Origin of the sequence: Pyrinomonas methylaliphatogenes (genome assembly GCF_000820845.2) — a bacterium.
Classification (GTDB): domain Bacteria; phylum Acidobacteriota; class Blastocatellia; order Pyrinomonadales; family Pyrinomonadaceae; genus Pyrinomonas; species Pyrinomonas methylaliphatogenes.
Genome location: NZ_CBXV010000004.1, coordinates 450,715 through 473,714 on the forward strand (window position 1 = coordinate 450,715; position 23,000 = coordinate 473,714).

At 59.1% G+C, this 23,000-nt stretch carries 19 protein-coding genes; 13 read left to right on the plus strand and 6 right to left on the minus strand.

Translation table 11 applies throughout. The annotated features are described in order from the left end of the window. Window positions 1-402: 402 nt before the first annotated feature. The 8 genes from PYK22_RS06485 (at window position 403) to PYK22_RS06520 (ending at window position 9,941) form a co-directional block, all read left to right on the plus strand. Window positions 403-1,179 (plus strand): SIR2 family NAD-dependent protein deacylase, encoded by a 777-nt coding sequence (locus PYK22_RS06485; protein WP_041975301.1) that lies wholly within the window; start codon window positions 403-405, stop codon window positions 1,177-1,179. 82 nt (window positions 1,180-1,261) lie between these two features. Continuing rightward, window positions 1,262-2,458, plus strand: a complete 1,197-nt coding sequence (larC, locus tag PYK22_RS06490) for a nickel pincer cofactor biosynthesis protein LarC (protein ID WP_041975302.1) — start codon at window positions 1,262-1,264, stop codon at window positions 2,456-2,458. A gap of 67 nt (window positions 2,459-2,525) precedes the next feature. Then, window positions 2,526-3,158, plus strand: coding sequence for a GTP cyclohydrolase I FolE (gene folE, locus PYK22_RS06495; protein WP_083437661.1), 633 nt, complete (start codon window positions 2,526-2,528; stop codon window positions 3,156-3,158). 88 nt (window positions 3,159-3,246) lie between these two features. Further along, window positions 3,247-4,932 (plus strand): M28 family peptidase, encoded by a 1,686-nt coding sequence (locus PYK22_RS06500; protein ID WP_060635417.1) that lies wholly within the window; start codon window positions 3,247-3,249, stop codon window positions 4,930-4,932. A 144-nt stretch (window positions 4,933-5,076) separates the two neighbouring features. After that, window positions 5,077-7,185, plus strand: coding sequence for a methionine--tRNA ligase (metG, locus tag PYK22_RS06505; protein ID WP_041975303.1), 2,109 nt, complete (start codon window positions 5,077-5,079; stop codon window positions 7,183-7,185). A 138-nt stretch (window positions 7,186-7,323) separates the two neighbouring features. After that, entirely contained in the window at window positions 7,324-8,133 is an 810-nt protein-coding gene (locus PYK22_RS06510) for a TatD family hydrolase (protein ID WP_041975304.1), read from the plus strand. A gap of 123 nt (window positions 8,134-8,256) precedes the next feature. Next, on the plus strand, window positions 8,257-9,270 hold the full coding sequence (locus PYK22_RS06515) for a polyprenyl synthetase family protein (protein ID WP_041975305.1): 1,014 nt from the start codon (window positions 8,257-8,259) through the stop codon (window positions 9,268-9,270). 89 nt (window positions 9,271-9,359) lie between these two features. Then, on the plus strand, window positions 9,360-9,941 hold the full coding sequence (locus PYK22_RS06520; RefSeq protein WP_041975306.1) for a hypothetical protein: 582 nt from the start codon (window positions 9,360-9,362) through the stop codon (window positions 9,939-9,941). A gap of 45 nt (window positions 9,942-9,986) precedes the next feature. Here PYK22_RS06520 and PYK22_RS06525 read toward each other — a convergent pair whose 3' ends face one another. The 3 genes from PYK22_RS06525 to PYK22_RS06535 all read right to left on the minus strand — a co-directional run bounded on the left by PYK22_RS06525 (window position 9,987) and on the right by PYK22_RS06535 (window position 15,121). Next, window positions 9,987-11,132, minus strand: coding sequence for a cellulase family glycosylhydrolase (locus PYK22_RS06525; RefSeq protein ID WP_041975307.1), 1,146 nt, complete (start codon window positions 11,130-11,132; stop codon window positions 9,987-9,989). 51 nt (window positions 11,133-11,183) lie between these two features. Continuing rightward, the gene (locus PYK22_RS06530; protein ID WP_162199807.1) at window positions 11,184-14,078 is read right to left on the minus strand and encodes an extracellular solute-binding protein; all 2,895 of its coding nucleotides are present in this window, start codon (window positions 14,076-14,078) and stop codon (window positions 11,184-11,186) included. Between the two features lie 278 nt (window positions 14,079-14,356). Next, a complete protein-coding gene (locus PYK22_RS06535) occupies window positions 14,357-15,121 on the minus strand; it encodes an MBL fold metallo-hydrolase (RefSeq protein ID WP_041975309.1) in 765 nt (254 codons plus the stop codon). Between the two features lie 185 nt (window positions 15,122-15,306). On the opposite strand from PYK22_RS06535, the gene PYK22_RS06540 reads away from it, so the two are divergent. Then, the gene (locus PYK22_RS06540; protein WP_041975673.1) at window positions 15,307-16,494 is read left to right on the plus strand and encodes a pyridoxal phosphate-dependent aminotransferase; all 1,188 of its coding nucleotides are present in this window, start codon (window positions 15,307-15,309) and stop codon (window positions 16,492-16,494) included. A 174-nt stretch (window positions 16,495-16,668) separates the two neighbouring features. Here PYK22_RS06540 and PYK22_RS06545 read toward each other — a convergent pair whose 3' ends face one another. Beyond that, window positions 16,669-18,027, minus strand: coding sequence for a flavin monoamine oxidase family protein (locus PYK22_RS06545; protein WP_162199808.1), 1,359 nt, complete (start codon window positions 18,025-18,027; stop codon window positions 16,669-16,671). Window positions 18,028-18,211: 184 nt separating this feature from the next. Here PYK22_RS06545 and bshB1 point away from each other — a divergent pair, with 184 nt between their 5' ends. Further along, a complete protein-coding gene (gene bshB1, locus PYK22_RS06550) occupies window positions 18,212-18,952 on the plus strand; it encodes a bacillithiol biosynthesis deacetylase BshB1 (RefSeq protein WP_041975311.1) in 741 nt (246 codons plus the stop codon). Between the two features lie 20 nt (window positions 18,953-18,972). On the opposite strand, the gene PYK22_RS06555 is transcribed toward bshB1, so the two are convergent. Continuing rightward, the gene (locus tag PYK22_RS06555; RefSeq protein ID WP_041975675.1) at window positions 18,973-19,518 is read right to left on the minus strand and encodes a NifU family protein; all 546 of its coding nucleotides are present in this window, start codon (window positions 19,516-19,518) and stop codon (window positions 18,973-18,975) included. 303 nt (window positions 19,519-19,821) lie between these two features. Here PYK22_RS06555 and bshA point away from each other — a divergent pair, with 303 nt between their 5' ends. The 3 genes from bshA (at window position 19,822) to PYK22_RS06570 (ending at window position 22,358) form a co-directional block, all read left to right on the plus strand. Further along, the gene (gene bshA / locus PYK22_RS06560) at window positions 19,822-20,952 is read left to right on the plus strand and encodes an N-acetyl-alpha-D-glucosaminyl L-malate synthase BshA (RefSeq protein ID WP_041975312.1); all 1,131 of its coding nucleotides are present in this window, start codon (window positions 19,822-19,824) and stop codon (window positions 20,950-20,952) included. A 76-nt stretch (window positions 20,953-21,028) separates the two neighbouring features. After that, window positions 21,029-21,781: an endonuclease III domain-containing protein gene (locus tag PYK22_RS06565; protein ID WP_083437663.1), complete on the plus strand. Its 753-nt coding sequence runs from the start codon at window positions 21,029-21,031 to the stop codon at window positions 21,779-21,781. Between the two features lie 106 nt (window positions 21,782-21,887). Then, entirely contained in the window at window positions 21,888-22,358 is a 471-nt protein-coding gene (locus PYK22_RS06570) for an NYN domain-containing protein (protein ID WP_041975313.1), read from the plus strand. Between the two features lie 153 nt (window positions 22,359-22,511). On the opposite strand, the gene PYK22_RS06575 is transcribed toward PYK22_RS06570, so the two are convergent. Next, window positions 22,512-22,994, minus strand: coding sequence for a fasciclin domain-containing protein (locus tag PYK22_RS06575; protein ID WP_408003162.1), 483 nt, complete (start codon window positions 22,992-22,994; stop codon window positions 22,512-22,514). Between the last annotated feature and the right edge of the window lie 6 nt (window positions 22,995-23,000).

The window sequence follows — 23,000 nt, forward strand, 5'->3', positions numbered from 1 at the left end:
GGCGAACTTGAAGATTTAGCGTTTCGGCGCAAGATCCTTGCGCCCATCGCCAGTCGGCAACCTCGTCATCGAACTCTCAATTCACCCGCTGCGCAAGGTGGGCTCTTCGCTCCAAGTTGCCGAAGTTGTTGAAGCGGACGAGAGTTTGCGAGAGGAGGCATCTAATTGAGATGAGGTGATAGCGCGATCGCGAGGATCAGGTTCTCCACTCGTCGTGTCGGGTTGGCGATCGTGAGGATCTCGTACGATTGCGCAAGAACACTTTGTTGTTGGGAGTTGGTCTTGGCTTTAAAAGTCGAGCTGCGGCCAGTCTGCTTGACATCTCAACGGCGCGCTCTGTTACCATCGCTTCTTCTTGCGATGGGACAAGATAGATGTCCGGTATAGAATGCTCTTCTCGTGATGAAGCCGATTGGCGAACAAAGAAGCTTAGCCCATCTGTTTGAGCGAGTGAGAGGCGCGCGTCGCGTCTTCGTTCTGACCGGAGCGGGCGTGTCGGCTGAATCGGGCGTGCCGACCTTTCGCGGCGGTGGCGGCGCAGCCGTGTGGAAAGGGATGCCGTTTAACGTCATCTCTTCGGCGGAGATGATCGAACGCGATCTGCCGGAGGTGTGGGCGTGGTTCGATTATCGTCGGAGCGTAATCGAGCGCGTGCGCCCTAATCCGGCTCATGAGACGCTGGCCCGTTGGCAAGATCGCTTCGCAGATTTCGTTTTGGCGACGCAGAATATCGATGGTTTGCATGAGCGCGCTGGCTCGCGCTGTGTGCTTGAGCTTCACGGCAGCATTTGGCGCGCGCGCTGCCTCAATTGCGAAGCGCGCAAGGATCTGCGCGCGGATGATGACGGGAAGCGTCCGCCGTTATGTTCCATCTGTGGCGCGATGATGCGTCCGGATGTCGTCCTTTTCGGAGAGTTTCTGCCTGCGGAGGTCTTCGCGCGCGCCGAAGAGGCCGCTCGCTCGTGCGATCTTTGTTTCGTCATCGGCACTTCGGCCATCGTCTATCCGGCGGCGGGTTTGCCTGAAATAGCGCGCGGTGCAGGGGCATATCTTGTCGAGGTAAATCCGGAGGAGACTCCGCTCTCGGCGCTCTGTCACGAATCATTGCGCGGGCGTGCGGGCGAGATCCTTCCGTTTCTGGACCGGCATATCTTCGGCTCGGAAGGAGTTGATGTCTGAAACGAAGCCTTTAAGCTATGCGGCGGGCGCTCCGAAGATGGGAGGCTGGCTTTACGGCACGTGAGAACGAAAAGGATGTGAGATGAGGACGCTCTATTTTGATTGCTTCGCCGGAGCAAGTGGCGACATGATCCTCGGCGCGCTGGTCAGCGCGGGGGTCGAGGCCGGCGCTTTACGCGAACGGCTCGCGGCGCTCAACCTTTCGGGGGTCGAAGTCAAGTTCGATTCGATCGATCGCTCGGGCATCAGTTGCGTGCGCGCTGACGTGCGCACAAGCCAAGACCATGCGCATCGCCATCTCGGCGACATCCTGCGCATCATCTATGACGCGCGATTGAGCGATGGCGTCAAAGAGCGCGCCGCGCGCATCTTCTCGCGTTTGGGTGAAGCGGAAGCGCGCGTCCATAATGTTCCGGTCGAGCGCATACACTTTCACGAAGTCGGCGCGCTCGATGCTATCATCGATGTAGTTGGCGCGTGCATCGGCTTCGAGCTGTTGGGCATCGAACGTTTCGTCTCGTCGCCTCTGCACGTCGGGCGCGGGATGGTCGAGATGGCGCACGGTCGCTTCCCCGTTCCGCCTCCGGCTGTAGTCGAACTGTTACGTGGGGTGCCCATCTACGCGAGTGAGATCGTGGGGGAGCTAGTCACGCCGACGGGCGCAGCCATCATCAGCACGGTTTGTGAAGCTTATGGTCCAGTACCATTGATGCGGTTGGAGCGATTCGGTTACGGTGCGGGCGCGCGTGAGTACGAACGGTTCCCGAACGCGCTGCGCGTGCTGATCGGCGAGACCGTCGATGAGCGAACGAGCGAGAGACTGAGCGTGCTTGAGACGAACATCGATGACGCTTCGCCGCAACTTCTCGGTCACGTGATGGATCGGGCGTTGCAGGCCGGCGCGCTCGATTGTTTCTTTACGCCCGCGCAGATGAAGAAGAATCGTCCCGGCGTGCTCGTCTCCATCCTGTGTCGTCCGCAGGATAAAGAGCGCATGATGACGCTGCTCTTTGCCGAGACGACGACGCTCGGCATACGCGCTTACGAAGTCGAACGGTGGGCGCTCGAGCGCGAAAGCTGGCCCGTGGAAACAGCGTTCGGACCGGTTGAAGTCAAGATCGCGCGCCTGAATGGACAGATCATCGGCGGGACGCCGGAATATGAAACCTGTCGCGCGATAGCCGAAAAGAAGGGTGTGCCGTTGCGCGAGGTGGAAGCGGCGGCGCGCGCGGCTTTTTCGAAGCTGGTGAGCGATGGCGAGCTTTCTCGGAAAGTTTGATCTTAAAGTTCGGCTTCGAGAAATTTCGTTAACTGTTCATTAGTCTTCTTTTCGTCGGGAGTTTGTGATGAACACGCAATTTTCCGCAACGGAACCGGATGAGGAGATAGCCGAAGCGCCGCCAGCGCGGCGTCAGGTCGATCTCGGCAAGATAGCGCAAGGCGTGCGATTGATCCTCGAAGGCATCGGCGAGGATCCGGACCGACCCGGCCTTCGGCGCACGCCGCAGCGCGTGGCCGAAATGTACGCCGAACTTACCGCTGGTATGGACGAAGATCCGCACGAATACATCGTGCCGTTGCCCGGCGACACGCATGACGAGATGGTGATCGTCAAAGACATTCAGATCGCCTCGCTGTGCGAGCATCATCTGGCGCCGTTTGTCGGTCGTTGTCATATCGCTTACATCCCGAAGGACGGGCGCATCATCGGGCTATCGAAGCTGGCGCGACTGGCTGACGCTTTCGCGCGCCGTCTTCAGGTGCAGGAACGCTTGACTTCGCAAATCGCCGATACGCTCTACGAAGCGCTGAAACCGGTCGGCGTGATGGTCGTCATCGAGGCCGAACACACCTGCATGACCGTGCGCGGCGTGAAGAAGCCGGGATCGCTCACCATCACGTCGGCCATTCGCGGCGGCTTCCGCAAAGATCAACGAACGCGCGCCGAAGCGATGGCCTTGATCAAGGGAAGAGGGTAACGTCGCTTAGTGCTCGAAGATCTCTTTCGGTTAGAATGGTCAGTCCGTTCGCAGTTTAGCGATCAAACGAGGGGCAGGAGGGATTTTGATGACATTCGTGCGTCGGGGCGATTCTAGAACTCTCTTCAAGATCTTTCTCATCACTCTGTTCGTTCTGGTAAGTTTTATGCTGGAAGATATGCTTTCAACCTACGCCGCCGGTCCAATCGTTAGCGAGAAGGCGATTCGCGCGCACATCAAGTTCTTGGCCGACGATCTCCTCGAAGGGCGTGCCCCCGGAACGCGCGGCGGAGAACTTGCCGCTAAATACATCGCCGCGCAATTCGAAGCGATGGGGCTGCAACCTGCCGGCGTAAACGGCAGCTATTTTCAACCGGTCCGCTTGGTCGGCGTCAAAGCCGATCCTTCGACCAAACTCATCGTGCGCGGCGACGGGCGCGAAGCGAGTTTCAACTTCGGCGATGAATATGTCGCAAGCACCGGCGCGCAAACCGAAGCCGTCTCGCTGAAGTCTGAGCTCGTCTTCGTCGGTTACGGCATCGACGCGCCCGAGTATCGTTGGAACGATTACAAAGGAGATCCGGCGGACTTTCGCGGCAAGATACTCGTCATCATGGTCAACGATCCGCCGGCCACTCAGGCGGAGCCGGATCTTTTCGGCGGGCGCGCGCTCACGTATTACGGGCGCTGGACATACAAGTACGAAGAGGCGGCGCGGCGTGGAGCAGCGGGCGCGATCCTGATCCACACGGATGAATCGGCGGGTTATCCGTGGAGCGTCGTGCGCACCTCGAATGGATCGTGGCGGTACGATCTGGCGCGCGAGCCGAGCGACGCGACGCCATATCTCAAGCTCCGCGCGTGGATGACGAACGACGCGGCAAAACGTTTGTTCCAGCTCGCTGGCCTCGATCTGGACGAGCTTCGCCGCCAAGCCGCATCGCGCGACTTCAAACCCGTCAAGCTCAATCTTCAGGCGGAGATCGATCTTCGCAGCGAGCTAAAGCGCGTCGAAGCGCCGAACGTGCTAGCCGTGTTGCCCGGACGCGACGCGCAACTGCGCAACGAATATGTCATGTACACGGCTCACTGGGATCATCTGGGAGTGGGCGAACCGGATGCGCGCGGCGATGCGATCTACAACGGCGCTGTTGATAACGCGACCGGAGTCGCCGCCGTGCTCGCCATTGCGGATGCTCTGTCGAGACTGCCGGAGAGCGAACGACCGCGCCGTTCGATCCTCTTCTTAATGACGACGGCGGAAGAGCAAGGATTGCTCGGGGCCGAGTGGTTCGCAAGGTATCCGACAGTTCCGATAGAGAAGATCGCGGCGGACATCAACCTCGATGCGCTCAACGTTCTGGGCGTCACGCGCGATTTCGTCGCACTGGGCGCGAACCGTTCGACGCTGCAGCAAGTCGTCGAGGCCGTGGCGCGCGATCGCGGGTTAAAAGTCAGTTCTGACCCGCGCCCTGAACAGGGATCGTTTTTCCGGTCGGATCACTTCCCGCTCGCTAAAGTCGGCGTCCCAGCCATCAGCTTGGAAAATGGCGAAGATTTCGTCGGACGCCCCGCGGGTTGGGGGCAGCAGCAGTTCAACGAATACAACACGAAGCACTATCATCAACCGTCGGATGAATACAGCGATGCGTGGGATTTGCGCGGCACGGTTCAAGAGGCCGAGATCGCGCTCGACATAGGGCTGCGCGTCGCCAACTCTAACGAGATGCCGCGTTACAATCCGAACGATGAATTCGCAAAAGCGAGAAAGTAACTGAGAAAGCAAGTGTCTGGTTCAGGTGTTCGATAACTCCTTACTGGTCCAGTATGGGCAGCGACCAGGGCTTTTCAACCTGGGGCAAGTTAAAAGTCTTGCTTCCGACACCTGATCTCGGCATTCGCCATTGATCGCCAAGAGATGAAAACTTTCTACGTTACGACGCCGATCTACTACGCCAACAGTCTGCCGCACCTTGGCAGTCTCTACACGACGTTAGTGGCCGACGCGCTCAAGCGCTACAAGAAGCAGCGTGGCTATGAGACCTTCTTCTTGACAGGCATGGACGAACACGGGGTGAACGTGCAACGCGCCGCCGAAAGGGCCGGGCTGCCGCCCAAGGAGTTCGTCGATCGCGTCGCCGAGATTTTTCAGCGGACTTTCGCTGCGTTCGGTTTGGACGGCGCGCATGGTGGCTACGACATCTTCATGCGCACGACGGCGCCGTTCCATTACGCTGGCGTGCAAGAGTTCTGGCGTCGCGTCGCGCGCGCGCGCACGCCTAAAGGCAACGCGGCGATCTACAAAGGGCATTACGAAGGCTGGTTCTGCGCGGCGTGCGCGTCCTACAAGACCGAAGACGAATATATCAAGCCGCAACGCCCGGACGAGGCGCCGCGCTGTCTGGTTCACGAAACCCCGCTCGATCGCGTTTCGGAAGAGAGCTACTTTTTCCGCCTTTCGGATTACGGCGAGGCTTTGCTGGAGCTCTACGAACGGCAACCGAATTTCATCTGGCCCGAAGAGCGGCGCAACGAAGTCATCAGCTTCGTGCGCGCCGGATTGCAGGACCTTTCAGTGAGCCGTTTGAAAAGCTCCGTCGCGTGGGCCATCCCGGTGCCGGATGATCCGGAGCATACGGTCTATGTTTGGTTCGATGCGCTCACCAACTATATCACGGCGATCGGGTTCGGCAACGAGGAGCGGGAACGCGCTGCCGGTTTCGAAAAGTTCTGGCCCGCCGTTCATTTGGTCGGCAAAGACATTTTGCGTTTCCATGCCGTTTACTGGCCAGCCTTCTTGATGGCCGCTGGACTCAAGCAGCCGTGCGCCATCGTCGCGCATGGCATGTGGCTTGACCGCGACGGGCGCAAGATGTCAAAAACGCTCGGCAACACGATCGATCTCGAAGTGCTCCATCGCCACTTTTCAAACGACGTGGTGCGCTACTTCTGTCTGCGCGAGATGGTCTTCGGGCAAGATGGGCGTTTCAGCTATGAAGCGGTCATCGAACGCGCGAACAGCGATCTGGCGAGCGGGCTCGGCAATCTCGTGAGCCGCACGCTGACGATGATCGCGCGTTACTGCGCGGGCGAAATCCCATCGCCGGAGATCAGCGAGGCGAACTACCTGCAGGCTAAACGCGCTGGCGTCAACCCAGATCCATCAGATCACGCATCGGCCTTGGAGCTGGCGCGCGATCAATTTGTCACACACTTCGACGAGTACAGCTTCAGTCGCGCGTTGGAATCAGTGTGGAACATCATCGCGCGCACGGATAAACTGATCTCCGAAGCGAAGCCATGGGAGTTGGTCAAAGATGAACGGCAACGTGAAACGTTGAACGCCGTGCTCTACCGCGCGGCGGAGACTCTGCGCTGGCTCGCCGTCTTGCTCCATCCGGTGATGCCGGATGCGACGCGTCGCATCTGGCGGCAACTCGGCCTGACAGGCGACCCAGCCGAATATGACCCGGCGCGTTTGGCTTGGGGCGAGCTCGCCGCCGGAACGCGCATCGGAGAGATCGAGGCTATATTCCCAAGAATCGAGCGAAAGAGGGTTATGGCAGAGATCGAACGGGAGAGCAAAGAGAAAGAGGAAGGGGCGCAGGCAACGCAAACCGATGCCGTGCCGGGACCTTCTTCGACGCAAACCGTGCCGCCTGTTCAAGGCGCGACTGAAGCCGTCCCGCCAGCCGAATTGATCGGCATCGAGGATTTTGCGCGCGTGGATCTTCGCGTCGGCGAGATCTTGACCGCCGAGCGCGTGCCAAAGTCGGACAAGCTTCTGCGCTTTACGATCGATCTCGGCGAAAAGGAGCCGCGCCAGATATTGGCCGGCATCGCCGGCTATTACGAACCGGAAAAGCTGATCGGCAAGAAAGTGATCGTCGTCGCCAATTTGAAACCGCGTAAGCTGCGCGGCTTCGAATCACAGGGGATGGTGCTCGCCGCTTCGGTCGGACCGGAAGATCGTCCGGTGCTGGCGACTTTCACGGAAGAGGTGCCGAACGGAGCGAAGCTAAAGTGAAAAAGTATTTTGCGTCGTGATTGGCGATACTCTATTCTCTCGAAGTTGGATGCAAAGCGATGAGGCGCCCCATCTCGCATGGCGTCGCATCCGGTGAACAGCCGATATACATGGGGCGGCCATTAAAGGCGGCGACGAATGTTCGTTGACTCTCACGCGCACATAGACGGGCCGGAATATGACGCCGACCGCGCGCAGGTATTGGAGCGAGCGCGCGCCGTCGGGATCATCGCCGTGTTGACGGTCGGCGCGGGCGATCCGGCGAGCGGCGCGCTGGAACGCGCCGTTCAACTGGCTGAAGATGAACCGATGGTCTATGCGGCGGTGGGCATCCATCCGCATGAGGCGCGCCTCTTCGATGAGGCGGCAGCAGCGCGTTTAGGACGACTGATCAGGCATCCGAAGGCGATCGCGTGGGGCGAGATAGGTCTCGATTACCACTACGACAACAGCCCGCGCGACGTTCAACGTCGCGCTTTCGCCGCGCAGTTGAAGCTCGCGCGCGAAGCCGGCAAACCTGTCATCATCCATTCGCGCGAAGCTGATGAAGACACGTTGGCTATTCTGCGCGATGAGTTGAGTCGCGATCATGGCGGCGTCATGCACTGTTTCACAGGTGGATGGAGAGCGGCGGAAGCGGCCTTGGATCTTGGGATGATGATATCTTTCGCCGGCATTCTGACTTTCAAAAGGGCGGATGAATTACGTGCCATCGCGCGCGAAGTGCCGCTCGACCGCGTGCTCATCGAAACGGATTCGCCATATTTAGCGCCGGTGCCATATCGCGGTCGACGCAACGAACCGGCTTATGTCATCGAGGTCGCGCGGGCGTTGGCCGCCGTGCGCGGCCTGAGCGTGGAAGAGATCGGAAGGCGCACGACGGAGAACTTCACGCGCCTTTTCCGCCTGCATCTGGAAGGGTTTCGAGGGGCGGCTCTCGATCGTTGAAAGCCATAGATGCTCTTTGCTATCCTGCGCGAGGTTTTGCGTTGCTTGAGGATTGAACGGCTCCGGTTAAAATCTATGCGCCACCCTTGCGCGCAGAGAGCGTGATGAAGGTTCTGTGAACTGATGTCGAGCAACACGGCTATAGTTGACGAAGTGCAGCTTTCGGCGCGGCGCATCTTCAGCGTAATCGCGCCGGAACTGGCCCTCGTCGAAGCGGAATTGGAACGGCAAGCGCGATCGAGCGTGCACATCATCGCGCACTTGAATGAATACTTATGGACGGCTGGCGGCAAACGCGTTCGCCCGGCGCTGCTGTTACTTGCTGCGCGCGCTGTCGGCGGTGACGCTTCAGAGCATAGCGTTATACGAATGGCCGCCGTCGTCGAATTCCTTCACACAGCGACGCTCGTACATGACGACATCATCGACAACGCCGAGATGCGTCGCAACCGTGCTTCGCTCAATCGCCGTTTCGGCAATCAGATCGCCGTCCTGATGGGCGATTGGCTCTACATGTCGGCTTTCGAAACGAGTTTAGCCGAACGATCGCTGCCCATTCTCGATATTTTGACGGCCGTGACGCGCAAGATGGTCGAAGGTGAGCTGATGCAACTTACGCTGCTCGGTCGTTCGGACATCTCCGAGGAGCAGTACTTTGACGTGCTCAAACGCAAAACGGCCTATCTGTTCAGCGCTTGCTGCGAGATAGGGGCAATGCTCGGCGGCGGTTCGCCGGAGCAGCAACGCTCCTTATGCGATTACGGGATGTACGTCGGCACAGCCTTTCAACTAGTTGATGATCTGCTCGACTTCACCGGGACGGAAGATGTTCTGGGTAAACCGGCGGGGCTAGATCTGCTTGAAGGCAAAGTGACGCTGCCGCTCATCTACATGTTAGAGAGCGTCCCGGAGATGCGCAGCAAGGTTCAAGCGGTGATGGAGACCGGGACCTATGATGAGGTGACGCGCTCGATGCTGTTAGCGGCGGCTGAAGAGTGTGGCGCGTTGCAACGCGCGCGCGCGCGCGCGTCGGAGTTCGCCGCCGCCGCGCGCAGGGCGGTTGAGGCGCTCTCTCCATCGGTTTATCGCGACGCTTTGTGTGCCATTCCGAATTACATCCTCAAGCGCGATCGTTAATCGCGCTTGCGCTTCGCCTCGCTTTGCGCCATACTGCAGAAGGTGTTGCTCATGAGCTTTTGACAGCTCTCGTCGATCGGTAGCCGAAGATGCCCGACGAAAATCTTCTGACGACACTGGAGCAGAGTTTACGTCAGGCGCGAGCGACGCGCGCGCGTTTGGCGGCGCGTCTGGCCGAACTCGAGGCCGAGGCGGAGAAGGTTCGTACGGAGCTGGCGGAGGTCGACGCTTTAGCCAATCAGACCGAAGCGGCGATGTTGCGAATACTTTCATCCGTCCTCGGCACAGGGAGCGCCGCTTCGGCTTCGCCTCCAACCGTCCCTTCCGATGACGAGATCGAAGCGGCGCTGCGTCGTGATGAGGCGCGCGGCGCGCAGGGTGCCGCGTCGCGTCCTACGCCTCCGCCGGTTCGCCCCGACATCGAACCGAAGAGCACGCGCTTCGCCGATCGAACCATTCCGCAGGCGGCGGCGGTGCTTCTGCGCGAAGCCGGTGGGCCGCTCCACGTCAATGAGATCTACAACCGACTGCTGGAAGGCGGATTCCAATTTACGGGTCAGCATCCGACGATTAGCATCGCGGTTTCGCTCAACCGCAATCGTCGCTTCCGCAAAGTCGCGCCCGGAACTTTCGATCTGGTCATCCGCGATGTGGCCCAGATGTCTCAGTGAACCTCTTTAAGGCCTCGTTTCTCATCTCACCGATCGGTCCCTTCGTCATCTTTCACGTCGTTCGGCGGTTTGGGCTTTGCCGGTAATCTGCCTGATCAGATTCACCTCTTCTGCCGAGTAGGGAGTCCCATCCGTGCGAAAGACTTCGTGGAACCACACGGCTGGCTCGCGCCCGACGTATGGATGTTGCCATGAATCCCATGGAAGGTGCGTTTGCGTCTTGCCCATGACGAGGCCCCAGTTGATCGCTCCCACGTTGTAACGTTTGGCGATGGGAAGGATCTTCTGGAAAGTGGAGCCGTTGCTACGCGCCATGTATTCGGTGCAGATGATCGGGCGATTGTAACGTTGCAGCCATTTGATGCGTCTCTCGAACTCGACCTCGTTATCGTAGTTGTGGAAGGTGATGATATCGGATTGCTCCAGTTGTATGCGTTGCATGGGATCGAGCTTGTCATCGCTCGAGTAATCGCCTTTCCACACGCCGCTCGTCAGCGGCTGGCTCGGGTTCGCGGAGCGCGCCCATTGGAAGACCTGCGGGAGAAGTTTGACGACCAGTTCGACTTTATTCTTCGGCTCCGAGGCCCCGTAGGATCCGTCGTTCGTGTTATCCGGTTCGTTCCACAGATCCCAAGCTAAGATACGCTCGTCGCGGGCGAAAGCGCCGATGACGTCTTTCACATACCTTTCGAGACGCGGGTATTCGGTCGGATCCTGCAAGGCGATCGCGCCGGGCGATTGTATCCAGCCGGAATTGTGTATGCCGGGGCGCGGATCGCGTTGCTTGCCTACTGCTGGAAAGGGATCCCAGACCGAATCGAAGATGACGAGGATCGGGCGAATCCCATGGCGAGCGCAGATGCTCAAGAACTGATCGAGGCGGCGTTTGAAGCCTTCCGGATCCTGCTTGTAAGCCAGATCGTGCAGAAAGACGCGCATCGTGTTCATCCCGATCTGTTCGGCCCACCCCAGCTCCATGTCGATCCGTTTGGGATCGAAAGTGTCGGCTTGCCACATCTCAAGTTGATTGATCGCCGTGGCCGGGACGTAATTGGCGCCGACAAGATACGGTTGCCGCGAATACCACTCGTTGGCTTGTTTTTCGGTCCAACGTTGGCGCTGCGCGTAAACGTTGGTCAAAAGCGATGAGAACAGCGCGATAAACGCCAGTCGTCGAGTTAACGGAAGCATGGTTCGATTCACTCCTATCGATTCCGAAGATGGGCGATCTTAAATCACAGATCAATGGTCGAAATCAAGCGGTTCTTCCCAGTAGGATTCGTCGAACTGCGAAGGGCGACAGGCGCTCTCCAGCCTGAGCAGGTGTTCGAAGCTCAATCTGCTCCACCCGTGCTGTTGTTGACATTCAAGGTAGAGCTCTTCGATCGTCGGTTCGCGCTCGAGTCGCCTTCTCAGGTGTGCGCGCGTGTTCCATAACCTCCTCAATTTCCGCGCTTTGGTCGTCGCCTTGGATTCGTCATCGTCGGAGAGATGACATACCCCGGCCAGTACGTAATCCAACGCGCGGTATTTCAGCGCCTTTTCGCTCGCCGGTAGTTTATCGTCGGGCCAAAGTTTGGTATCCAGCGCGAGATCCTGCACGAATTCGCGGAAGAGGCATGCCGTCTCTTGAGGATCGGCCCAATGGAGGCGTCTGATGACGAAACGTTGTAGATCCTCGATGATGCGGATCTCTTGGCCGGGCAAATCCCCTTTGCGCCCATTCAGATAGCTGACCCAAGCGTTCAACTGATCGCGCGTCCGCCAAGGTTTTCGGTCCAGCGCCGACGGCGCCTCTATCGGCAGTTCCGGCAGTTGAGCGAGCAGCTCCGAAAGGCTCTCCAATCTCGAACGCATCCTCTCTTTCTGCGTCGAGCTCATCTTCTCGTCGGGCAATCCTTCTATCTTCTCGATGGCTTGCTCATAGTGGATCTTCTGGCGACGGGCGAATTCGATCGCTCTTCTGATGAGGGGATCGTTCGGATCGACGATCTTTTGCGCCGCGAGTTTGCATAGCAGGAAGTTTCCTGACCAGTTGTCTTGGTCTAGGCGAAGGAGCTGTTCGGCGAGCGCGCGCGCTTCGCTGACACGCCCGGTCTTATAGGCTTTGAAGGCCTGTTCGGAGGTCTGGAACAGCTCCCAAATCGGATGAGCATCGTTTTCGGCTCTGGCGTCCGTGTAGAAATGAACATCGCGAACTTCGATCGGGATCGAGCCATCGTGGTGCGATCCGCGCCCTAACATCTTCCCGAGTTGCCAGCTCTTTTCGATCCTCTTTCGCAGTTTCGTGCAGTGTGTGGCGAAGGACTCTTTCGGAAACTTCGGCTGTGCCGTCGGCCAGATCACATAACCCCAGATCCAGTGCGTTTCATACCACCCGACCTGCAGGCATTCGATGATATGTCGGAAGAGATCGAATTCCGCCCCATGAATGATCTCCTCGAGGGGATGTGACGGGTCTTTCTTGAGCAGGACTTTACGCCGCAGCGTATCGAGGTAGAGAGCCGGATAGCTTTTCTTCAAGATGGCTGGTCCGGCGGTCGGCGCTTCGAGGGGCGCCGTTCGCTTGTTGTTGATGGCGGTTTCTCGCATCGCCTCCAAACGCCGCTGCAAAGTCGCCAGCGCGTCGCGCGCTTCTCGTAGTTCCCTGATCCGTTTACGCTCGCGGTAGCGGTGCCAGGCGAGGATCGAGGCCGTGGCCGAAAGGAGCAAGCTCACCGCGATGAACCACGGCCACAAGAACGATACGCGACCGGGCGAGAGCGCGCTGTTGATGTCGGCTGCGGCAGAATGGAGCGCCGCGAGAATCAACCGTTCGCGCGCTTCGAGCTCGGAAGGGCCAGCCGCTGAATTCGCGTCGGATGTCAGGAGCGAGAGACGCTTCCAAAAGGCGTAGAGGTTGTCGCGCGTCGCCAGGTTCTCTACCACGGGCGCCCATTCGGGAATCTGCGGATACGTCTTCCCGCGTTCCAAGGCGGTTTTAAAGAGTTCGAAATGCGGCGAGCGCGCCAGCGCCTGTTGGTTCGCCGGTAACGCTCCGAGAGCGCGCGAATATCGCCACTGGCTTTCAGGTGAGCTGAGGAAGTCAACCAAAAGGCGTGCGCGCGCTACCCCGGCAGCATCCCTCCCGCGCGTGGGATCGAGGACGACAAGCAGGGAGCCGCCCTTGAACGTCGTTGCGCTGTTTGCGCCGATCCTCGGCGGCAGGGTGGCGCCGATCCGTCTCGTCCAATCGGGCCCCAACCGCTTCTCCGCCCGTTCGGCGACCCATGGCCCAAGGATCACCATCGCATATTTTCGCGCGAGGAAGTCCTCCGCTAATTCATTGCTCGTCTTCTCGGGCAACGCCACACAGCCGCGCTCGGTCAGCTCGATGAGGAAACGGGCCGCGCGTTCGCCCTCCGGACCATCGAAGATCGCCTGCTTCCAAGGGATGATGCCGAACTTCTTGTCGGTGGAGATGAGCGACGACAGCCCTGCGTTATAGAGCCAGACTGAAAGATCATGGAGCATGTTCCAATCCGGCGCCGTCGGGATGGCGAAAGGGGCGATCAGATCGGTGGAGGGAATCGCCTGTAGCCTCTGGCAGGTCGAGATGAAACCGCTGCCATCAGTCACCTCCTTCGCATCAACCAGATCTCTCCAGTACCACAGCAAGCGCACATCCCAGGTGTGCCGTTGTTCATAAGGCATGACGCCGAGCGAGCGGAAATAGGCTGCCCATGTGTCGCCGATCTGGGCGACGATCGGGGGATTGTTCGCATCCGAAACGTAATCGGCAAAATAGCGAAAAGCATCGGCCCAGGTGATAAATTTAACTTTGACCGGTATCCCGCGTTCGGTTTGGAACTGGCCCAATTCGTCGAAGATCTGACGCTGCCCAAGGACTTGACGAGCGAACTCGCGATCCTTCAGCAGATCCTTCAAGGTCATGTGTAGGTGGGACTCGCGCATCGCGAAGAAACGCGCGACATCGCTTTCGCCCGGTTGTTCCGGGAGGGCCGGTTCGTCCGGCATGCGGATCAGCAGCAGATGCTCATCGGCGAGCGCTTGATTCAGAAGCGAGAGCAGGATACATATAGCCGCGAGAGCCTTCACCGCAGCCTCGGTTGCACTCCAGCAGTTCATGGATCTCATTCTCATTGCCCAGTTCAATGCGCGCTTCGATGCTTGCCTGACCGGTTCGCCGCCCCTTCAGACGAAAGCCCGAAAAAGCGCGCGAACGGCGGCGAGTGCGGATCCCCGTTTGTGAGCCGGAATTTTCGGACGAGCCGAGACCAAAGAGAATATCACATATTACAGAAATGATTGTCCCGAGGCGAGCGGCGGTGATCCTTTTGGTCCCATGACGAAGGGGCGTTTGAGGCTGAGGTGCGCTTTCGCCCATCGGACATGGAGGCGGTGAGCCGCATCTGTCATAGCTCGATCGTCAACCCATCGTAAGCGGCGAGCGTCTTCCCGGTCCACAGAACCTTCGCTTCCGTCTGCGCGTCGAATTCGTCCATCTCGGGATAAAGGTGGACGAGCACGGCCCAACGGACGTTGGCGCCTCGCGCGATCTCGATCGCTTCGCTGAATTCGAGATGGGTCGTCACGGGTTTGTTGCGGCGGAAAGAGCATTCGATGAGCAGTAACGATGCGTCGCGCGCCTCTTCGCTGAGCCGTTCGTCGTAGCCCGTATCTGCCGTGTAGACAAGGGAGCGGCCTTGCCGGTCCCACAGTTTCAGACCGAGGCTTTCGCTCGTATGCGGCGTTTTGAAAGGCTGAGCCGTCAGATCGGGAAGCAGTTCGAATCGCTCGCCGGGGAGCACCTCTTTGATTTCGAGCGGGAATGGTTGGTCCAGCAGACCATAGTCGTTGGCCGCGTCGAGGCGCTCGATCAATCGCTTGAGTCCCTGCGGACCATAGATGATCAGCGGATGGCGACGGATTTGCGTCTGCGGCGCATACTTCGTCCCGAAGAGGAAGGGAAGCAACCCGCCGACGTGGTCCAAATGAAAATGGCTGATCCAAATGGCAGCGAGCCTCTCCCAAGCGAGATGCTGCGCGGCCATCCGATGTGCGGCATCGGCTCCACAGTCGAGAAGCGCAGCGCCCGCCGCCGTCTCCACCCAATGTGCCGGCGCGGCGCGCGCCGGATGCGGGACGGATGTGCCCGAACCTAAAACGATCAGTTTCATCTCTCTCTTCCCAAAGGCGAATTCGATCCGCTTGCGGCGCTCCTTAAAACCGGTCGAACCCTCATGCGAGACTTTTCGCCCAAATTAACAGTGCGCCGCATTCCGCGTCAACTCCCCTCGTCCCTCGATGCGGCTCTGGTTCACTTATGTGGATCTGGGTTAAAATCAAGGCTCGATTTCTTGCGATGAATACATCGAACCTTTCGGGCGAGCGTCACGTTTCACAGAAAGCGAGGCGCTTTACGGAATCGGTCATCCGCGAGATGACGCGCGAAGCCGTGAGATATAGCGCCGTCAATCTCGCGCAAGGATTTCCGGATTTCCCGGCGCCTGAAGAGATCAAGCGCGCCGCCATCGAAGCCATCGCGGCGGATGTCAATCAGTACGCGATCACGTGGGGCGCGAAGCCGTTCCGCGAGGCGATCGCGGAGAAAGTGAAGTGGCACTTAGGGCTCGATCTCGATCCCGAAGCGGAGATCACGGTCACTTGCGGATCGACTGAGGGCATGATCGCCGCGATGCTGGCCACTGTCGATCCCGGTGAAGAGGTCATCGTCTTTGAACCTTTCTATGAGAATTACGCTCCGGATGCGATCCTTTCAGGCGCGCGCCCGCGCTATGTGAGGCTCTATCCGCCGAAGTGGGAATTCGATCCGGGTGAATTGCGGGCGGCTTTCAACCGACGGACGAAAGCGCTGATCCTCTGTAACCCGAATAACCCGACGGGCAAGGTCTTCACGCGCGAAGAGTTGGAGTTCATCGCCGATCTGTGCCGCGAGTACGACGTTTTATGTTTGACCGATGAGATATATGAACACATCGTTTACGAGCCTCATGCACACATTTCGATGGCCCAGCTCGAAGGGATGCGCGAGCGCACGGTGATCGTCAACTCCCTGTCGAAGACCTATTCGGTGACGGGGTGGCGCGTCGGCTATTGTATCGCGTCGCCTGCGATCACGAACGCGATCCGCAAAGTTCACGACTTCCTGACCGTCGGCGCTGCTGCCCCCCTGCAAGCGGCTGGCGCCATAGCGTTGCGGTTCGGACGCGATTATTACGCGCGGTTGCGCGACGACTATGCGAAGCGACGCGACCTGTTGCTTGTCGCGCTCGAAGAAGCTGGATTCAAGACGTTCCGTCCGGACGGGGCCTACTACATCATGGCGGATATAAGCGCTTTCGGCTTTGACAACGATCTAGAGTTCGCGCGCTTCCTCGTGCGAGAGGTGAAGGTGGCCTGCGTTCCCGGTTCATCCTTCTACAGCGTGCCGGAACGCGGCGCGCAACAGGTGCGTTTCTGTTTCTGCAAAAGGGAGGAGACGTTGCAGGCTGCGGCTGAAAGGTTACAAAGGTTGAGAGAGAGGCGTTGAGAGGATCTTTCACCAGATCGGTCATTTTCTTTCTCCTCTCTTGATTGCAAAGGTTGAGAGAGAGGCGTTGAGAGGATCTGCGCGCCATGCGGGTCAGCGTGTTGGCGCGATTACGCTTGAGACAGCGTTGCTCTTCGACTAACACGAAAGCCCTCGTTTCATCGATTCGCGAGCTCAATTGCTGAGCCTTTCGAGGAGATCTCGCGCGGCGCGCAGACCGGTTTGCACTGCGCCGTGGACTGTCGCTTCATGCCCCTCAGTGTTGGTCGCCTCGCCAGCGAAGAAGAGCGTATTGGCTACCGGACGCGCCAATTCCGTAAGAGCGCTCAGGCCGCCGACCCCGATGTAAGAGTAACTGCCGCGTGCGAACGGATCGGCATGCCAATCGTGTCGGTAGATCGCCTCGATTTGATCCTCGATGAGGCAGCGTTCGACGTTGAAAGCATGGGCGAGCGAATCGATCGCGAGATCGGTGATAGGACAATCTTCGGCGAGCAGGATTTCCGCACCTCGCCCGCCATGCCAACCGATCATCACCGGAGTTTGCGCCGGATACTGTGTCCACCAAGTCGGCAACTTCTCTTCGCGCGCGAAGAGGAAGCTCATCCTATCGATCCGGGCCGCCCATCTCCCATCATCGGTAGAGCGAAGGCTGGTCCACCAGCGGTGGCGAAAATGGAGGTTGACGCGGATCACCTGTCCGACTTCTATCTTCGACATGGCCGCGCGCTTTTCCGGTATCTCGGGGATGAAACGCACGGCGCCGGGCGATTCAGGCTGAGCTTTCAGCACGCCGAGCGGAAGCGTGATGATCGCCGCGCGCGCGCGGAAGACCTGCGGCGTGGCGTCGAGCGCGTTTTGAGCGGTCACGCGGACCTGCCCAGCTTGCCATTCGATCGTCTTGACGATGGTGTTCAGCCTAAGGTCAACCGAACCGTTAAACGCCGTGCGGAAATAGTTCGCGATCGCGTCGTAACCTGCCGGCAGACGAAATGAACGGTGTCCGTCGATCAGGTCGGAAGCCCTCTCACCATGCACGAGAGCTTGAACGCTAAGGCGATCTGCGCGCGCAGCATGATATCCTTCGATGTAGCGGATCGCCGCCGCGCGCGCGCCGGCGAATCTTTCGTCCGCAAAGTATGAGTCGAGCAGTTGTTGGAATGAGATGTCCGGAGCATCCGGCCCCGGCGCGCGGCTTAGTATCTGGTCCAGATCGAGCTCGACGCGCTCGATCTCACGACACGGGGCGAGATTCCCGTTGCGCGCACACCATCTCTCGCCGCCGGTCTCAGCGACCGCCAAACCCATATGGCCGATGATCTCAAACAGTTCGGGCGGTCTGCCGTGAATGAATTCCGCCCCCAATTCGATCGCCGTCGAAAGGGTCGGTGGGTGAAGCGTGTAGATTCGCCCGCCGATTCGGTCGCGCGCCTCGAGGAGGCATATCTTCAAATCCGTCGTGCTCAATCGCCATGCCGCAGCTAACCCAGCAACCCCTGCTCCGATGATCAGAACGTCAGTATGATCGCTCATCATGAAGATATTTCAAGGCAAGATCCATTTTACTGCCACGTCGGCGCATGGGGTAAGTATAAACGATGAAGCTCGAAAGGGCGGTTATCTCCGAGGGGTGTCGCGTTGATTGGCCGTTTCTCTTTGATCGGAGATCTGTGGTAGATAATTTTAAACTATGCTTTGACGCTAAAGGTGGGAGGAGATGGAGCGAATCGAACTCGATGCGTTGGCGATCTTTTCTCATCCCGACGATGCCGAACTGAGCGTCGCGGGAACTCTGTTGAAGTTGAAATCGCTCGGCTATCGGACGGGCATCATTGATGTGACGCGCGGCGAGATGGGAACGCGCGGAACGCCTGAGACGCGGGCCGAAGAGGCGCGCGAAGCGGCGCGCATCCTTGGGCTCGATGTGCGCGTCAACCTGGAGTTGCCGGATGGGCACTTGCACGTCACCGAAGAGGCACGCCGCACGATGGTGCGCGCTTTGCGCGCTTATCGCCCGAAAGTCATCTTCGCCCCGTATTGGGATGATCCGCATCCGGATCACGCCAATACGAGCCGCCTCGTGCGTGAGGCAGCGCGACTGGCGACCATGCGCCGTTACGATGAGCATCATGGGCAGGAGACGATACGAATGCCCGCCATCGCGCACCCGGTCCATTCAAGGCGCGTTATCCCCTCTTTCATCGTCGATGTCTCGGACTTCGTCGAGCAGAAGATGCAAGCGATCCGCGCGCACGCTTCACAGTTCTATCGCCCCGACGCGGACGAACCGCCGACGCGCATCAGTCAGAAAGGATTCCTGGATCAGATCGAGTGGCGGATGAGATACTACGGCTCTCTGATCGGAGTCGCCGCAGGTGAAGCCTTCTACGTGCACGAAGCGCTGAACGTCGAAGACCCGGTCGCGCTCCTCACCCGCCCGATGAACATCTACTCATGAAGCGAAACGGAGATTAGCTCTCAGATCGCGATCACCTCCAGATCCGGATCGACTTCGCGTTGCAGGATACTTTCGATGGCCATAAGCGTGCCGGAGATCGAGGCCGGGCAGCTACCGCAAGCGCCCTGATAGTGAACGGTCAAAGTGTTGCCATCGAGCGCGACGACTTCGAGCCAACCTCCATCGCCGACGAGCGCAGGGCGTATCCGCTCGTCCAGTATCTGATTGATCTGCTGTAGACGCGGATCGTCGCCGTTGCCCGGCTGCTTCTCCACCATGCTGGGTGGCGGGCCTTCGTTGATCGAAGCTGCCGCCCTGATGGGTTCCGCGAGCTTCGGCAGAAGCTCGTCCCAATCGATCTCGTCATCCTTCTCTACGGTGATCATGCGGTCCATGTAAAAGACCGAGACGACATGGCCGAGATCGAAGAGGGCTTTGGCCAGAGGATCTTGAGCCGCCTCTTCGGCGCTTTGAAAGGAACGCGGCGCGCTCGACACCGGCTCTTTAAGCACGAACTTCACGGCGTTAGGATTGGGCGTCTCCTGAATATCGGAAATCTTCGGCATCTTCCATCCCCTTCGCGTCAAAAACGCATATTCGCTTCGCGCGATAATTATAACTCTTTTCGGCCTTTCGGTGCAGGAGACGAACGCCATTCTGAGGTTGAGCGCGGCTTTGTCAATTTTTTTTTAGGCGTGCCTCTTGACAAGCGCGCGCATGAGGAGTACTTTGCCATCAGTCTCGCTGCCTCCTTCTGCGAAGGATCGGCGAGACAAGAGGCAGGCGATAGCGAGGGTCGTCTGCCTCTTAAGCTTTTTGGAGATAGGCGCGCCCTTCCATCTTCGGCCTCTTGTTGTATCATCACACCCATGAAAGTTGGGATCACGGTCTATCCGACCTACGGCGGCAGCGGCATCGTCGGCTCCGAACTCGGCAAAGAACTCGCACGGCGCGGCCACACGGTCCATTTCATCTCGTCCTCTTTGCCGACTCGTCTTACCGAGCTCAACGAGCGCATACGGTTTCATGAGGTCGAGATGATGTCCTATCCGCTCTTCGAGCATCAGCCCTATACGCTCGCGCTGGCGACGAAGATGGTCGAGGTGGCGGAGGCCGAAGATCTCGATCTGCTTCACGTTCACTACGCCATCCCGCACTCTGTGAGCGCCATTCTCGCGCGCGAGGTCGTGCGCCCGCGGCGGCGCTTGCCCGTGATCACGACGCTTCACGGGACGGATATCACGCTCGTCGGCGCGGATCGTTCGTATCTTCCGATCACGCGCTATTGTTTGGAGCAGTCGGACGGTGTGACGGCTATCTCCGAGTACTTGAAACGCGCGACCGTCGAAACCTTTCAGTTCGACCGCCTCACGGTGATACCCAATTTCGTCAACGGCGAGGAGTATCGCCGCCGCCCTGTGCCAGGACTGCGATCGCACCTTGCGCCTGAAGGCGAACCGTTGATGGTTCACGTCTCCAATTTCCGGCCCGTCAAGCGTCCGACAGATTGCATCGAGATACTCGCGCGCGTGCTTCGCCGGGGAGTGAAAGCGCGCTTGGTGATGGTCGGCGATGGTCCGGAGCGCGCGCAGGCGGAACATCGCGCGCGCTGTTTGCATGTGGACCGATCGTGCGTCTTCGTCGGCAAACAACCGCGCATCGTGGACTATCTGTCGGTCGCCGATCTTCTCCTTTTACCATCCGAGCAGGAATCTTTTGGCCTTGCGGCGCTCGAAGCGATGGCGTGCGAAGTCCCGGTGATCGCTTCGCGCACGGGCGGCGTGCCGGAGGTGGTCGTCGATGGCGAAAGCGGTTTGTTGAGCGAAGTCGGCGACGTCGAGAAGATGAGCGCCGACGCCGTGTCGCTTTTGTGCGACGAGGAGCGAAGGCGCGAGATGGGGCGGCGCGCGCGCGCGTCGGCGCTCGAGCGCTACAGCGCCGATCTCGTCATTCCACGGTACGTCCAGTTCTACGAAGAGGTGCTCGCTGCCGAGCGGTGATTTTAGAGTTGCCGGGTTTAGCGGGCCTGCCGTTCCGCTCCGTCTTATCTCAAGTCCGTTTCTTCAGTCGGGGCCTATGTTGAAGAATCGTGAGCGAGCGATTGGCGAAGAGGTGAAGGCGATTGCATCTGACCGCAGCGCGTTAGTATCGCGATGGGTCGCTCGGGCGCTCGAAGAGAAGCCCTTGCCGCAGATTATACGCAATTTGGAATTGGCCTTCGGCGAGCCTCGGAACGAACGGCGGCGCGATCCGCTCGATACGCTGATCAACGTCATACTCTCGCAAGCGACGAGCGATGTGAACAGCGATCGCGCCTTCGCCTCTTTGAAGCGGCGCTTCCCGACGTGGGAGGATGCTTTGCGCGCGCGCACGTCGAGCATCGCGGCGGCGATCCGTAGCGGCGGCTTGGCGAAGCAAAAGGCTGCGGTGATCAAAGATCTGTTGCGGCAAATCCGCGAAAAGCACGGCGCGCTCGATCTATCGTTCCTCTGCGCGATGCCGACGCGCGAAGCTGCGGCTTATTTAGCGCAGTTTCGCGGCATCGGGCCGAAAACCATCGCTTGCACGCTCCTGTTCGCCTGTGGAAAAGAGGTCTTCCCCATCGACACGCATATCTTTCGCGTGCTCCGTCGGGTCGGATTGTTGCCGGATAAATGCTCGGCTGAGTTGGCCCACGCAATCATGGACCAGATGGTTCCACGCGGGAAATTCTACTCCTTTCACATCAACCTGATCAGGCTCGGGCGCACCATCTGTCGCCCGCGCGAGCCGCAGTGCGGAAGATGTCCCATCGTCGAGTATTGCGATTACGGGCGGGAACGGATCTAAATTCGATCTAGGAAGGAGCGGTCTAGAGCGAGGCGTTCATGAGGACCGGGCGCGGGCTTCGTCGCAAATCGATCTTGCGCGAGGTGGAGGATAGAGGTGGAAGCGTATGCCGTATCTCATCGACGGGAATAATTTAATGGCCAGGCGCATCGGTTTTAAACTCGGATTGGAGGAGGCGCGGCGCAGGCTTTTGGAAGAACTGGCCCAATTCGCTTTGATCAAGCGGGTACGCCTTTCGGTCGTCTTCGACGGCGCGCCAAATCCTTTCTTCCCCGACGGGGCGAAATACCGCGGCATTACGGTCTTTTATGCGCGGCGCGGATCGAACGCCGATGAGCGAATTAAACGACTGGTCAATCGGTCGCGCGAGCGACGGACGCTGATCGTCGTCACGTCGGATCGCGCGCTGGCTCAATATGTGAGGCGTTGCGGCGCACAGACCATCAGCGCGCAAGAGTTCATCGGCAAGATGGATGAGGCCAGATCGATCGCCGAAGAGGAGCATCGCGAGTTGCAGGATGACATCCGCGCTTGGTTGCGCTATTTCGGCGTTGAACCGGAAGATGATGCACCGTGATCGCGCAAAACGCGAGATAGGAACGGGCTGATTCCGCGGCGCGTGCGGCCAAGAAAAGAGCATGCCGCTTTGCGGCATGCTCTTTGGAGTTCTCCGCGATCTCGAATTGCGTTCCCTCGCAGCCAGCTCGATGGCCGGCGATGTGGACGGCCCCTAGCGCCGACTGTTCATCTTATTCATCTTCGGCATGAGGACTGTGTCGATGGCATGGATGACGCCATTGGAGGCCATGATATCGGCTCGAATCACTTTGGCGTTGTCAACCATGACCATCTTCGTGTTGCCCCGCATGCTCACTTTGACGCTCAGTTGCGCTCCGGCAGCGGTTGGCGCAGGCATGGTTCGCGCGGCGCTCGCCGGAACGTTCATGTTGATGACGTGATAGAGGAGGACCGTGCGGAGTTTTTCGGGATCGTTCATCAGCGCATCGAGCTTCTGCTTAGGGATCTTCGCGAAAGCGTCGTTAGTCGGCGCGAAGACCGTAAATGGACCGGGCCCTTTAAGCGTGTCAACTAGGTTAGCTTTCTGGACCAGCATCACCAGCGTCGAGAATTGCGGATCGCTCATGAGCGTGTCAACGATATCCTTCTGCCCTTGCATAGACATGTTATTCTGGGCCGACATGTCCGATTGCATCGTTTG

Excerpts from the sequence above, each read along its gene's own strand:
- PYK22_RS06485 (WP_041975301.1), top strand. The coding sequence starts at position 403 with ATGAAGCCGATTGGCGAACAAAGAAGCTTAGCCCATCTGTTTGAGCGA.
- larC (WP_041975302.1), top strand. The coding sequence starts at position 1,262 with ATGAGGACGCTCTATTTTGATTGCTTCGCCGGAGCAAGTGGCGACATG.
- PYK22_RS06535 (WP_041975309.1), bottom strand. The coding sequence starts at position 15,121 with ATGAAACTGATCGTTTTAGGTTCGGGCACATCCGTCCCGCATCCGGCG.
- PYK22_RS06565 (WP_083437663.1), top strand. The coding sequence starts at position 21,029 with ATGTTGAAGAATCGTGAGCGAGCGATTGGCGAAGAGGTGAAGGCGATT.
- PYK22_RS06515 (WP_041975305.1), top strand. The coding sequence starts at position 8,257 with ATGTCGAGCAACACGGCTATAGTTGACGAAGTGCAGCTTTCGGCGCGG.
- PYK22_RS06575 (WP_408003162.1), bottom strand. The coding sequence starts at position 22,994 with ATGCAATCGGACATGTCGGCCCAGAATAACATGTCTATGCAAGGGCAG.
- bshA (WP_041975312.1), top strand. The coding sequence starts at position 19,822 with ATGAAAGTTGGGATCACGGTCTATCCGACCTACGGCGGCAGCGGCATC.
- PYK22_RS06555 (WP_041975675.1), bottom strand. The coding sequence starts at position 19,518 with ATGCCGAAGATTTCCGATATTCAGGAGACGCCCAATCCTAACGCCGTG.
- PYK22_RS06540 (WP_041975673.1), top strand. The coding sequence starts at position 15,307 with ATGAATACATCGAACCTTTCGGGCGAGCGTCACGTTTCACAGAAAGCG.
- PYK22_RS06545 (WP_162199808.1), bottom strand. The coding sequence starts at position 18,027 with ATGAGCGATCATACTGACGTTCTGATCATCGGAGCAGGGGTTGCTGGG.
- PYK22_RS06500 (WP_060635417.1), top strand. The coding sequence starts at position 3,247 with ATGACATTCGTGCGTCGGGGCGATTCTAGAACTCTCTTCAAGATCTTT.
- bshB1 (WP_041975311.1), top strand. The coding sequence starts at position 18,212 with ATGGAGCGAATCGAACTCGATGCGTTGGCGATCTTTTCTCATCCCGAC.
- folE (WP_083437661.1), top strand. The coding sequence starts at position 2,526 with ATGAACACGCAATTTTCCGCAACGGAACCGGATGAGGAGATAGCCGAA.
- PYK22_RS06530 (WP_162199807.1), bottom strand. The coding sequence starts at position 14,078 with ATGAGATCCATGAACTGCTGGAGTGCAACCGAGGCTGCGGTGAAGGCT.
- PYK22_RS06520 (WP_041975306.1), top strand. The coding sequence starts at position 9,360 with ATGCCCGACGAAAATCTTCTGACGACACTGGAGCAGAGTTTACGTCAG.
- metG (WP_041975303.1), top strand. The coding sequence starts at position 5,077 with ATGAAAACTTTCTACGTTACGACGCCGATCTACTACGCCAACAGTCTG.
- PYK22_RS06510 (WP_041975304.1), top strand. The coding sequence starts at position 7,324 with ATGTTCGTTGACTCTCACGCGCACATAGACGGGCCGGAATATGACGCC.
- PYK22_RS06525 (WP_041975307.1), bottom strand. The coding sequence starts at position 11,132 with ATGCTTCCGTTAACTCGACGACTGGCGTTTATCGCGCTGTTCTCATCG.
- PYK22_RS06570 (WP_041975313.1), top strand. The coding sequence starts at position 21,888 with ATGCCGTATCTCATCGACGGGAATAATTTAATGGCCAGGCGCATCGGT.